The organism is Psychrobacter sp. YGAH215, assembly GCF_007280595.1.
Lineage (GTDB): Bacteria > Pseudomonadota > Gammaproteobacteria > Pseudomonadales > Moraxellaceae > Psychrobacter > Psychrobacter faecalis.
In genome coordinates this window covers 96,502-109,045 of record NZ_VKLR01000001.1, presented here as the reverse complement: position 1 = coordinate 109,045, position 12,544 = coordinate 96,502, and the positions used below count along the sequence as shown (strand labels likewise).

Sequence of the window (12,544 nt, the reverse complement as noted above, 5' to 3'; positions counted from 1 at the left end):
TCGTCAAATAGCTGACTAATATCCCGATATTATTTGCGCTATTTTCCTCGTTTGACTGCAATTTATCTCATTTTTATGACCATTTTTAAAATGAGGACACGCCCTAAATTGTCATATCTCTTTATTTTAGGAAGCTGCCATTATGGGTCGTTATATCTTAAAAAGATTGCTACTGATATTACCGACGCTATTTTTGATATTGCTGGCGAACTTTGTCATTGTACAAGCGGCGCCGGGCGGCCCTGTTGAGCAGCAACTGGCGCTTATTGAGCAAAGCGCAAAGGACAATGCGCTCGGCGGTAATCTTGGTGCGGGCAGTGCCGGTAATACTAGTACTTACCAAGGCACGCGCGGCCTATCGGAGGAGATGGTAGCGGCCATCAATGCGCAATACGGCTTCGATAAGTCAGCACCTGAGCGTTTTTGGCTCATGCTCAAGAATTACGCCAAGCTTGATTTTGGTGAGTCGTTTTTTAAAGGTCAGACTGTGACTGACCTCATTATAGAAAAGCTGCCTGTATCCATCTCACTCGGGCTTTGGAGCACGTTGCTGATTTATATGATAGCCATTCCACTGGGTGTTTATAAAGCCATGCATCATGGCTCGGGGGTTGATAAAGCCACGGCAATGCTGCTTGCTATCGGCCATGCGATTCCCGTTTTTGTATTTGCCGTCATACTATTGGTGTTTTTCGCTGGTGGCAGCTACTGGAATATCTTTCCGCTGCAAGGATTAACTTCCGAAAATTTCGATCAATTAAGCGCCTTTGGTAAAGTGAAAGATTACTTTTGGCATCTGGCATTGCCGCTCCTAGCAAGTACCGTTGGCGGCTTTGCTGGCTTGACTTACTTGACCAAGTTTAGTTTTTTAGAAGAGCTCGGTAAGCAATATGTCCTTACCGCGCGCGCCAAAGGCTTGGGCGAACGGCAAGTGTTATACGGCCATGTGTTTCGTAATGCGATGCTGATTATTATCGCCGGTATCCCAGCGGCCATCGTTGGGATTTTCTTTGCCGGTAATTTTTTGATTGAGATTATCTTTAAACTTGATGGTTTGGGGTTGTTGGGTTTCGAAGCCATTCAGCAGCGTGATTATCCGGTGATATTTGGTACGCTGTTTATCTTTACTTTGCTCGGGCTGTTATTGCAGTTAATCAGTGATTTGAGTTATCACTTAATTGATCCGCGTATTGATTTTGAGGGGCGCTAATGTCAAGTCATCCATTATCTTCAACACCCTCAAGCGCAGCGTCTATTGCTATAGAAAAAAAACGCCGCCTAAACCCTATCTGGCAGGCGCGTCTAAAGCGTTTTCGTCATAATCGCCTTGGAGTAACATCGCTATTTATTTTTGCCCTGATATTTGTCATTTGTATGGCAGCCAATGTGATTGCCAATGACAAGCCGCTACTGGTGCAGTACCAAGGTGATTATTATTTCCCCTTCCTAAAAGCCTATCCTGAAACGACTTTTGGCGGAGTGTTTGAGACCGAAACCAACTATAAGGACCCTGCGGTGCAAGCTCTGATTGATGGGCAGGGCTTTTATATTATGCCGCCCATTCCTTTTGCTGACCAGACACCCAACGTTGAGCTTGGGATTCCATATCCAGCCGCGCCCAATAGCCAGAACTGGCTGGGCACTGATGACTTAGGACGCGATGTACTGGCGCGGATACTTTATGGGTTGCGGGTATCGTTATTGTTTGGACTGGCACTGACGCTCGCGGGGGCACTCATTGGTATTATCGTTGGTGCGATACAAGGGTATTATGGTGGCTGGGTGGATTTGGCCGGGCAGCGCTTTATGGAAGTATGGGGCGGGATGCCTCAGCTGTTTATGATTATTATTTTGGTCAGCTTGTTTAGCCCTAGTATCTTTATGCTGTTCGCCATGATGTTGTTATTCGGTTGGATGGGGCTAGTCGGTTTGGTACGGGCAGAGTTTTTGCGCGCGCGTAATTTTGATTATGTTCGTGCCGCGCGTAACCTTGGGGTATCAGACAGTCAAATCATGCTCAGGCATATCTTGCCAAATGCATTGGCATCAAGCTTGTCACAACTGCCGTTTATTTTAACGGCTAATATTATTGCTTTAACAGCGTTAGACTTTTTAGGGTATGGCTTGCCACCTGGTTCACCGTCGCTTGGTGAGCTGATGGTACAAGGGAAAAACAACCTTGATGCCCCATGGCTTGCGCTATCAGGGTTCTTTAGCTTAACCTTTATCTTATCATTGCTCATCTTCGTTGGCGAAGCGCTACGTGATGCCTTTGATCCGAGGCGTTCCTGATATGACAACTGATAAGATGATAAACGCTAATATGACGACGACTGAGCAAAGTGCTACTGAGCAAAATGCCTATTTAAATCATAGTCATAGCAACAGCCAAAACAAGCTCATGCTGAGCGTAGATAAACTTAGCATCATAACTCATGCAGGTGTTGCTCTGGTAGATAAGCTATCTTATGAGCTTAGGCAAGGGCAGACGTTAGCTATCGTAGGTGAGTCGGGTTCTGGTAAGTCGATTGCCAGTCTTGGGCTGTTGGGTTTGCTACCGGACAGTTTGACCGTTACTGGCAATGTAAAATTAGCAGATGTAAAAGGAATGATGACATTACTGGTAGCTAATCATAAGGCACGTAATGCGGCGCTGCGCTCTATACGAGGGCAGCGTATCGGTATGGTGTTTCAAGAGCCGATGACGGCGCTAAACCCACTACATACCGTCGGCAAACAAATTGCAGAATCCTTGCGTATCAGTGGCTTAGCCAAAAAACAGTGGCGCGATAAAAGTATCGCTTTATTAAACGATGTCAATATCAACGATCCTGCTGATAAACTGAATCGCTTTCCGCATGAGTTATCAGGCGGTCAACGCCAACGAGTCATGATTGCTATGGCATTGGCGCAGCAGCCTGATATCTTAATCGCCGATGAACCGACGACCGCGCTTGATGTCACCCTGCAACATGAGATTCTTGAGCTACTAGATAATCTCAAACGTCAGCACAATATGGCGATGATATTAATCAGCCATGATCTCAATCTGGTCAGGCGTTATAGTGATGATGTCATCGTTATGCGCCAAGGGCAAACGATTGAGCAAGGGCAAACGGCAGCGGTATTTAATGAGCCGAAAGCAGAATATACCCGCTCGCTTATTCAGCAAGATTTCGGGCACGCGCTCAGTTTATTGGATGATGAAAGTCAGTTACCAACCGTATTGCAGGTCAGTAATCTAAAAGTGCAGTTTCCGATTGAAAAAAGCTTGTTTGGCGGTACCAAACGCTGGTTTGATGCGGTAAAAGATGTCGATATGACCCTGCGGAAAGGGCAGGCATTAGGTATCGTTGGTGAGTCAGGTTCTGGCAAAACGACGATTGCCCTTGCGCTAAGTCAATTACTCAGTAATCAAGCGCGTGTCAGTGGTCAGATAATGGTCAATGGACAGGACATGACAGCATTGTCCAAACGTGATTTGCGCACCTTTCGCTCGCAAAGTCAAATGGTGTTTCAAGACCCCTTTGCCAGTATCAATCCGCGCATGACAGTCATGCAAATCGTCGAAGAAGGGCTGTTAGTTCAAGGTGTCAATAAAGCAGAACGCCAGCAAGCAGTGATGGATAGTTTGGCGACAGTGCATCTACCAGCTGATTTTGCGCAGCGTTATCCGCATGAACTATCAGGTGGTCAGCGTCAGCGCGTCGCCCTTGCGCGTGCCCTTATTATGCAGCCAAGTTTATTGATATTAGATGAGCCAACGTCGGCGCTTGATAGCACCACGCAGGTTACGGTGGTCAACTTGCTACGGGAAATTCAAGCAAAATTGCAAGTCAGCTATGTGTTTATCAGCCACGATTTAAAAGTAGTACGCGCCTTATGTCAGCATATGATGGTGATAAAAGATGGTGTGTGTATTGAGTCGGGCCCTAGCGAAGATGTGTTTAATAACCCACAGCACCCATACGCACAGCAGCTGTTGCAGGCGAATTTGTTATAACAATAAACGCTATCAATTATTATAAGTAAAAAACATGAGAAAATTATGCTTGATGCTTTTATTTAGCGCTCTATCGCTTAGTGGTTGTTCGGATAGTTCAACCGTAGCTAATACAGAAGACAAATATGCCATTGGCGATCTTGGTGGCGTTTCTGTAAATCTACCTAGAGAATTTGTCGAATTGATTGAATATGATGGCGATCCTAGTTGGATAGCCAAGCGCGTGGACAAAAAGCCTGAACGAACCTACAACAAGTCGCTATTGAGACTATTTTAAGTTTTCGTAAAGAAGTAAGTTGATGGCTGATTTTCTTTGTATAAGTAAAGATGCGACGCTAAATAACCAGAACATAGCAGTTCATAATAATCATGACATCCTAAAAATGGCGGTGGTACAATAAGTTTAAACAGTAGTCTGCTTTATATAGACGCTGATGCAGTATTTTTATTCACCGTGCTTTTGTTTTGCAAGCATTTCTATTTTGACAGCGGTGATGATTCGCTGATTCAGGTTGTCGTTATTGCTAGTATTAGCATCATTAAAAAGGATTTTTATACCCATGAAAAAACAAAATACAATTTCTAAATTGGTCAGTAGTACAGGCTTACAACACGCTGGTTATTTGGCGGTTGCTAAGACGCGTGCCAAAGTGCTAAAAGCGTTCGCTTACGTTGTGCCTATCAGAAGACCGATGTTATTTGTCGGTGAGACCTCATGTGAAGATTTGTGCGACATGCTCATCAATGAAGGCAATACCAATGTTTTTATCGTTACGGACGCAGTATTAAACAAACTGGGCATCCCTGCGAAAGTCACAGACTATCTAGATAGCAAAAATATTAGCTATAAAATCTACGACGGCATTACCCCAGATCCTACTTTTAAAGTCGTCGAAGAAGGATTGCGCAAGTCTGTCGATGCTAAGTGCGACTCGATTATTGCCATCGGTGGCGGCTCGGTTATTGATGCCGCTAAAATGATTGCGATGTCACAGGGCAATAACTGTAAGCCAAAACAGCTTATCGGTATCCTAAAAGCCAGAAAGCCTTCGGTTCCGCTTTATTGTATTCCGACCACAGCGGGCACCGGTTCAGAAGCGACGTTGGGTGCGGTGGTGTCAGATGACAAAACGCATCAAAAAGCCCTGTCTATCGACCCAAGAATGGTGCCATTAGCAGCGGCTATCGATCCGATTATTATGAAAGGCATGCCGGCGCATATCACAGCTGATACGGGTATCGACGTCTTAACCCATGCTTTAGAAGCATGGATGAGTGCCAATGCTAGCGTCGAGACCGATTATTATGCTGCCTCTGCGGTTAAAGCTGTGATGCAAAATCTACCCCTAGTTTATAAAGATGGCAGCAACCTCAAAGCCCGTGAAGAGATGGGTATCGCTGCTCACTACGGCGGTATCGCCTTTAATAAAGCCGGTCTTGGCTACGTCCATGCTATCGCTCACCAGTTGGGGGCGCACTATAGTATCCCCCATGGCCGTGCCAATGCCATCGTGCTGCCGTATGTGCTTGACGTCAATCGTAAAGGCAGCAAAAAAAGATTGGCAGAGTTAGCTCGCAAGACTGGTATGGTCAAATCGGGTCAAGCTGGCAAGAGTGATAGCGATATTGCCGATAGTCTCATCGCACAAGTACGTGAGCTGATTGCTACCTTAAATATCGATCCAACCGTTAAAAATATGCAAAGCAGTGATTTTAATGATATTGCCAAAGCCGCGGCAAAAGAAGTCAGCGATACTTATGCGGTGCCGACTTATCTATCTGCCGCTGAAATTAAGGATATTTTAACCAAGATTAAGCAAGCCAGTGATGAGCACGCCAGTCGTGATGCAAAAACTGGTAAAGTTGCTTAAGTTATTTAAGCTACTTAATAAGTCCGATTAACAATTTCTAAAAATAAAAAAGAGCACATTGCTGTTATCGCAATGTGCTCTTTTTCTTTACTTCTCGGTTGCTTATAACTAGCACTGGTTTTATTTTAAACGATATTAAAACGCAGGTTTACGCTTTGGCACCGCATCTAAAAACTCATTACGGGCTTGATTGTCGTGTACGTATTCGCCTAGCATCGCTGTGCTGCGCGTGGTTGAATGCTGCTTGTTAACGCCGCGCATCATCATGCACATGTGCGCTGCATCCATAACCACTGCCACACCGCGGCAACCTGTCACATCCATAATCGTTTGTGCCACTTGTTCGCTTAAATTCTCTTGAATTTGCAAGCGACGGGCAAACATATCGACGATACGGGCGAACTTTGACAGCCCTAATACTTGACCATTGGGCAAGTAACCGATGTGCGCGACGCCATGAAATGGCAACATATGATGCTCACATAATGAATAAAATTCAATGTTTTGCACCAAGACCAATTCACGATTGGTCGATGGAAATACCGCGCCATTGACCACTTCTTCCAAGCTTTGATGATAGCCTTGCGTCAAATGCGCAAACGCTTTTGCCGCGCGTATTGGAGTATCTTGCAAGCCAGGACGCTCTAAGTCTTCGCCAGTTGAGGTGATTAGCTGACGATAGGATTCAACACTTTCATGAAAATCTGTTGCTATTGTTGGGGTATTGCTCATAAGTTTGGCAGCCATCCAAAATGTGGGTGTAGCTTAACGCTAATCCTTGTTTACAAACAATGGTTGTAAAGGATTTTTATAAAAATTGTGCAAGCTGGGAGGGCTGTGATTATACTTGAAAACAGCTTAACTTCATACTGCTATGCTCAGTAGATAATCGTTTTATCCATATTAGCTATTACTATGAAAGGAGATTAAGCGTTTATAGCGTGTAAGTAAATACAGTATACGAGTGTTTACTTAAATCAATTCGTGTATAATGAGTCATCTTTTAATTTGTGTCTTCACTCGCTATTTATGAGCGAGCTATTAAAAATAATCTGTCATTTAAATTGATTTACGGGGAACTATTATGTTACTACAAGGACAGCGCTTTGTCGTTACCGGCATCGCAAGCAAACTTTCTATCGCTTGGTCAATTGCTGAAGCGCTGCACCGTGAAGGCGCGTCGTTAATTTTAACTTATCCCAATGAAAAAATTAAAAAACGGGTCGATATGGCCGCCGAAGCCTTTGAAGCGGACTTGGTGCTTGAGTGTGACGTGGCATCAGATGAATCGATTGCTGAATGTTTTGAGCAAGTGACCGCGCATTGGGGCGATGGTATCGATGGTGTGGTACATGCGATTGGCTTTGCACCCATGGATCAGCTTGATGGCGACTTTACCAGTGCGACGACCCGCGAAGGCAGCCAAATTGCTCATGATATCTCAAGCTATAGCTTTGTGGCCTTGGCCAAAGAAGCACGCGCGCTGCTAGCCATGCGTCATGGTTCTATGTTGACCTTGACCTATGAAGGCAGCATTTCCGTGTTGCCAAATTACAACGTTATGGGTATGGCAAAAGCCAGTTTAGAGGCCAGTGTGCGCTACCTTGCTACCTCGATGGGCGGTGAAGGTATTCGTGTCAATGCCATTTCTGCTGGTCCTATTCGTACCCTTGCGGCAAGCGGCATCAAATCGTTCCGTAAAATGCTCGATATCAGTGAAAAAATTGCCCCGTTACAGCGTAATATTACCCAGACCGAAGTCGGTAATGCGGCGCTATTTTTACTATCACCGTGGGCATCTGGTATCACTGGCGAGATTATGTTTGTGGATGCAGGTTTTAATACCGTTGCTATCAGTGAGCAATTAATGATGCTTGATGAGACAAAATAATGGTTGTAAGCAAAGTTAATATGAGTTAAGCAGTAGAGAAGACGGCCAATTGGCTGTCTTTTTTGGTTATAATAAGGGCTTTTTGGTGTTGGGCCATTAGGCAACGAATATGATAACCAGATTACCAAAATGGATATTGTGGGGCGGCGCTGTACTGGCATTTAGCGCAGGCTGCGTCAATACCGCCGCATTAATGGGTTTTACCAATCTGTCTGTCTCGCATGTGACGGGTAATGTCAGCTTGTTTTCAGCGGCGATTGCGCATTTAGACGGTCGCAGTATTTTATATATCGGTGCTTTGCTACTGTCTTTTTTGGCTGGGGCAATATTAAGCGGTTTTGTGATTGGGCAACGATCATTAAAGCTGGGTCGGCGTTACGGCAGTGCCCTGTATATAGAAGCGGCACTATTATTGATGAGCTATTGGTTATATCAGCAGCATGATTATTTAGGACAATTGGCAGCGGCGATGGCGTGCGGCTTACAGAATGCGATGGTCGCCACTTATAGCGGCGCGGTTATTCGTACCACGCATTTGACCGGACTAACCTCGGATATGGGCGCTGCCATCGGCAACTGGCTGGCAGGTCGCCGTATTAGTAAGCCCACCTTGGGTTTTCAAGCGATTATTTGGTACTGCTTTTGCGGTGGCGGCGCAGTCGGGGCGTTTTTATATGCCAAAGTTGGCTATGGCGCGTTATTTGTCCCTATTAGCATTGTTTTGAGTGCAGCTTTTTTCTATAACTATATGTCAGACCGTTTGCCAGAAAAAAGACAGCCGAGACAAAAAAAGCGCCCATCTGCTTGATGAGCGCTTTTTATTTTAATTTTCTAATTCAAATAAGCTTAACGAGACAAACTACTTATCGTTTTCTTCGTGATCTTCATGTTCATGCAACCCTTGCATCATATCTAATGCGGAGTCGTCGGTACGCTGCTGATCTTTTTTATCCAAGCCGTCTTGATTGATATCTTTTGGCGCCATTTTTGTGGTCGAATCGGTTTTATTTGAATTTGGCATAGCATACTCCTGTTTGCTTTTATCAATGTCCAATAAAGTCCAATAAAAATTTTAAAAATATAATGGGTAAATTTATCGGCTTTTAGTTTTAATTAACTTATTTAGTATGAGATAGCACTGTACGCTTGTACATACACGGTGTACGCTTGTTTAGTGACGATGTGTAACCATACATCACAAGGATTACTGCTTAATTTTTCTATAACCACATTTATTGCAAAATTATTAGCAGCACTCTTAAATCAGTTTTTTGTTATATATCTGCTATGATGACGGCGTATTTTTTGTGGTGACCGATTGATGAAGGGTAGGTCGCTAAAATACGCTTTTATTTTAGGTTTTTTACACTGTCTTTGGGGAAAATAAGGACATTTTATGTCAGAGCAAAAACTAGATAGCCATCTTCCTGATGATGGCAACGAATATTTATTTACCGACACCTTTCCAAAAGGTACGGGTAAAGGGTTGATAGTGGTCGTTATTGCGGCGGTTATCAGTATGATTATCTATAACGTTTTGCCGTTTGATATCAATGCCAATAAAGGCCTGGCGATGTTGTTTTTCATCGGGGTTCTGTGGCTGACAGAGGCGGTGCACGTTACGATTACGGCGCTTTTGGTCGTCGTCGTTGGTGCGTTGATTGGCATTCCAGAGTTTGATGCGGAGATTGGCTTACAAAGCTTTGCCAATCCGACGATTTATTTATTCTTTGGTGGTTTTGCTTTGGCAGCGGCACTACATGTACAGCAACTGGATAAAAAAATTGCGTTAAAGATTTTATCGATGTCAGGCGGTAAGCTCAGTACGGCAGTATTTTTGATATTTGGTGTGACAGCGTTTTTGTCGATGTGGATATCGAATACTGCGACCGCGGCGATGATGTTGCCACTAGCACTCGGTATTTTGACCCAAGTTGACCGTGAAAAAGACCGTGGCACCTTTGTTTTTGTATTACTGGGTATTGCTTATTCAGCGAGTCTTGGTGGTTTGGGTACGATTGTTGGTTCGCCGCCCAACGCTATTGCCGCAAAGGCGCTTGATATTGCGTTTGTAGACTGGATGAAGTTTGGTATACCGATGATGTTGGTGCTCTTGCCATTGTTACTGGGTGCCATGTATGTATATTTAAAACCAAATCTAAATCGTAAGATTGTACTGCTTGAAGACGAGCCTATTGCTTGGAATAAACCGCGCATAGTGACAATTATCGTCTTTATCATTACCGCCCTTAGCTGGATCTTTTCCAAAAAAATCGGTGCGGCATTAGATATTACGGATACCGATGCCGTGATTGCCTTATCCGCTGCTGCTGCTGTAGTGAGCTTGGGTTTGGTGTCATGGAAGCAAGTGTCTGATAATACCGATTGGGGCGTACTCATGCTGTTCGGTGGCGGTATCGCGCTATCGACGATTTTGAAAGTATCAGGTGCGTCTTTGGTACTGGGCGAAACGGTTGCCAATGCGCTGTCTTCAGCACCGCTTATCATAGTGATGATTGCCGTATCGGCATTTATTATCTTCTTGACAGAGTTTGCTTCTAATACGGCTTCTGCTGCTTTGTTAGTGCCAGTATTTGCTGCTATTGCTGAGCAAATGGGACTGCCACACGAAGTGCTCGTCTTGGTCATCGGTATTGGCGCCTCATGTGCCTTTATGTTACCGGTTGCCACGCCGCCGAATGCGATTGTCTTTGGTACGGGGCTGATTAAGCAAAACGAGATGATACGTGTTGGTGTTATTCTCAATATTCTTGCTACCCTAGTCGTCGGGTTGTGGGCGTATTTTTTCTTAATATAGCCTAGCAATTAAGTTCATCATAATCCCTAAAGCCCGATATTTACTTAAATGTCGGGTTTTTTATTTCCTTTTATTTTCAATGACTGTATAACTAGAACTTTAACGTTAAGCTTTATAGAAGAGATTGGCTATGGAATGGGTAAAATGCTAACACTGTTTATGGTACAACTTGGTGGTCGCCCAAAAGGTCGTTTGATTGAGCAGCACGATATGTTTTTTGGCGTGGCCAATCAAGTCAGCGAGCTGATAGACGATATCAATCAGCACTGGCCTGAGGTTAAAAATAAATGGCACATTGACTCGTATCGAGCGATTAGCAAAGTTGATAATTATGCGATTAAATTGGTCGAATCAAGTAGCCAAACAGAGAGTGCCAACGATGTAGAGAATACCAACGATTTAAAGTTATTCTTTATCAATCTAGGGGGTTATCAGCGCGGCAGTTTCGAGGAGTTTCATTATAAGCTGCTTATCGTTGCTGCTACTCAAGCGGACGCTATTAAGCAAGCAAAACAGAGCGAATTTTATAAAGCCTTTACTTATAAAGATAAAGAGTCGCCTTTTAATGCCGCCTCGCATATTGATGATAAGTTTGAGGTAGATATCGACGATATTTATAACGTCAATGACCTTATCCCCAATGTTCGGTTGCTAATTGAGCCGATTACTAACGATAACAATGAATTTGCGAATACTGATGATAAAGAGTACGTTGGTTATCTGAGTATCAAGAATTTAAGGAGGTTAGCATAATATGGCTTTAAATATGTACTATAAAAATGGCATCATACGCAAAACGCGCAGCCAGATATCTGATGAGCTATTGACCACGCTTTATCAGGTTCATAATAATGCCAATTTTCCACAACTGACGTGGTTAATTAATAACTTTTATGAAAATCCACAGATTCAGCCTGATGTCGCTAAATTATTAGCTGATGAGGTGGTGGCGTTTGAAAGACTGTTACTTTCGTTGCACCTGCCTTTTCCTATGCTGCCTCTGCAAAAGCTCCACACCTTTTTTACGGGAGCTGCAACTAGGGCGTGTCCCTAATTGGCAAAAAAGTATATATCTTCTAAAATAAAGCATACACTTTATAAAATAAGAGGTATATAAGAAAGATGGCCAGACAAGCATTGACCGATAATCTCTGGGAACAGCTACAAGTGACTATGGCACAACATGGTTGCTACCGAAAAGATAAGAATCGTGACGTGATGGAAGCCATTCTTTGGAAACTACGTACAGGTGCTCCTTGGCGTGACATACCTGAAGAATTATGCCCATGGAAAACCGCTTACAACCGTTTCAATCGATGGTCAAAAACGGGTTTGTGGGAGAAATTTTTTTTAGCCTACGAAAAGAAGTTGATACGGAATGGGTATTCATCGACGGAAGTTATATACGGTGTCACCAGCATGCAAGTGGAGCTCGGCTTGGTGAAGATCGAGCAATTGGACAAAGCCGTGGCGGAGCAACTACAAAGATACACCTATCCTGTGATGCCGATGGATATCCGCTCGATTTTAAAATCACTGGGGGTGAAGTCCATGACAGTCAAATTGCAGGTGAATTGATTGACATGATTGGTCAAGCTGATTACTTTATCGCTGATAAAGGCTATGACTCAGAAGCCATCAGAGACAAAGCCCGTACCCACGATATGGTGCCTGTCATCCCTAAAAGGAAAAATGCCAAACAGCCTAATCCAGAGTTTGATAGCTATTTATACAAACTGCGCCATTTAGTAGAAAATATGTTTGCGAGACTCAAGCACTTCCGTAGTATAGCCACTCGCTATGAGAAGTTGGCTCGTAATTTTAAGTCAATGCTTTATCTGGCGTGTACTATCATTCATTGCAAGATGAATTGAGGACACGCCCTAGTAGGCAGGTGATTTATACCAGTAATTAGTGAGTTTTTTGCTTTAGCCTGTTTCTATAACTATCTTGAATCACGC

Annotated in this window: 13 protein-coding genes; 11 read left to right on the top strand and 2 right to left on the bottom strand. The window is 43.8% G+C overall.

The window, feature by feature from the left end:
• The first annotated feature begins 142 nt into the window (after window positions 1-142).
• The 5 genes from yejB to FOR85_RS00365 all read left to right on the top strand — a co-directional run bounded on the left by yejB (window position 143) and on the right by FOR85_RS00365 (window position 5,874).
• Window positions 143-1,210, top strand: coding sequence for a microcin C ABC transporter permease YejB (gene yejB, locus FOR85_RS00385; protein ID WP_144296224.1), 1,068 nt, complete (start codon window positions 143-145; stop codon window positions 1,208-1,210).
• Window positions 1,210-2,292 carry an ABC transporter permease gene (locus FOR85_RS00380; RefSeq protein ID WP_144296223.1) on the top strand — a complete coding sequence of 361 codons (1,083 nt, stop codon included), beginning with the start codon at window positions 1,210-1,212 and terminating at the stop codon, window positions 2,290-2,292. The genes yejB and FOR85_RS00380 overlap by 1 nt, the downstream gene beginning before the upstream one ends.
• Window position 2,293: 1 nt before the next feature.
• Window positions 2,294-4,003, top strand: a complete 1,710-nt coding sequence (locus FOR85_RS00375; protein ID WP_144296222.1) for an ABC transporter ATP-binding protein — start codon at window positions 2,294-2,296, stop codon at window positions 4,001-4,003.
• Window positions 4,004-4,037: 34 nt separating this feature from the next.
• Window positions 4,038-4,280 (top strand): hypothetical protein, encoded by a 243-nt coding sequence (locus FOR85_RS00370; protein ID WP_144296221.1) that lies wholly within the window; start codon window positions 4,038-4,040, stop codon window positions 4,278-4,280.
• Window positions 4,281-4,563: 283 nt separating this feature from the next.
• Window positions 4,564-5,874, top strand: coding sequence for an iron-containing alcohol dehydrogenase (locus FOR85_RS00365; RefSeq protein WP_144296220.1), 1,311 nt, complete (start codon window positions 4,564-4,566; stop codon window positions 5,872-5,874).
• Window positions 5,875-6,009: 135 nt separating this feature from the next.
• Here FOR85_RS00365 and folE read toward each other — a convergent pair whose 3' ends face one another.
• A complete protein-coding gene (folE, locus tag FOR85_RS00360) occupies window positions 6,010-6,606 on the bottom strand; it encodes a GTP cyclohydrolase I FolE (RefSeq protein ID WP_223808440.1) in 597 nt (198 codons plus the stop codon).
• A gap of 352 nt (window positions 6,607-6,958) precedes the next feature.
• Here folE and FOR85_RS00355 point away from each other — a divergent pair, with 352 nt between their 5' ends.
• Together FOR85_RS00355 and FOR85_RS00350 are read left to right on the top strand one after the other, a co-directional pair.
• Entirely contained in the window at window positions 6,959-7,765 is an 807-nt protein-coding gene (locus FOR85_RS00355) for an enoyl-ACP reductase (RefSeq protein WP_144296218.1), read from the top strand.
• A gap of 109 nt (window positions 7,766-7,874) precedes the next feature.
• Window positions 7,875-8,573, top strand: a complete 699-nt coding sequence (locus FOR85_RS00350; protein WP_144296217.1) for a YoaK family protein — start codon at window positions 7,875-7,877, stop codon at window positions 8,571-8,573.
• 51 nt (window positions 8,574-8,624) lie between these two features.
• On the opposite strand, the gene FOR85_RS12580 is transcribed toward FOR85_RS00350, so the two are convergent.
• Entirely contained in the window at window positions 8,625-8,786 is a 162-nt protein-coding gene (locus tag FOR85_RS12580; protein WP_190295457.1) for a hypothetical protein, read from the bottom strand.
• A gap of 375 nt (window positions 8,787-9,161) precedes the next feature.
• Between FOR85_RS12580 and FOR85_RS00345 the strand changes: the two genes are divergently transcribed.
• The 4 genes from FOR85_RS00345 to FOR85_RS00330 all read left to right on the top strand — a co-directional run bounded on the left by FOR85_RS00345 (window position 9,162) and on the right by FOR85_RS00330 (window position 12,457).
• Entirely contained in the window at window positions 9,162-10,583 is a 1,422-nt protein-coding gene (locus FOR85_RS00345; RefSeq protein ID WP_144296216.1) for a DASS family sodium-coupled anion symporter, read from the top strand.
• 144 nt (window positions 10,584-10,727) lie between these two features.
• Entirely contained in the window at window positions 10,728-11,336 is a 609-nt protein-coding gene (locus FOR85_RS00340) for a DUF1543 domain-containing protein (RefSeq protein ID WP_144296215.1), read from the top strand.
• Between the two features lies 1 nt (window position 11,337).
• Window positions 11,338-11,637, top strand: coding sequence for a hypothetical protein (locus FOR85_RS00335; protein ID WP_144296214.1), 300 nt, complete (start codon window positions 11,338-11,340; stop codon window positions 11,635-11,637).
• Window positions 11,638-11,705: 68 nt separating this feature from the next.
• Window positions 11,706-12,457 (top strand): IS5 family transposase gene (locus FOR85_RS00330; protein ID WP_144296213.1). Its coding sequence is split into 2 segments (ribosomal slippage): window positions 11,706-11,913 and window positions 11,913-12,457, totalling 753 coding nucleotides; the frame shifts between segments, so codons are not numbered across the junction.
• The last annotated feature ends 87 nt before the right edge of the window (window positions 12,458-12,544 follow it).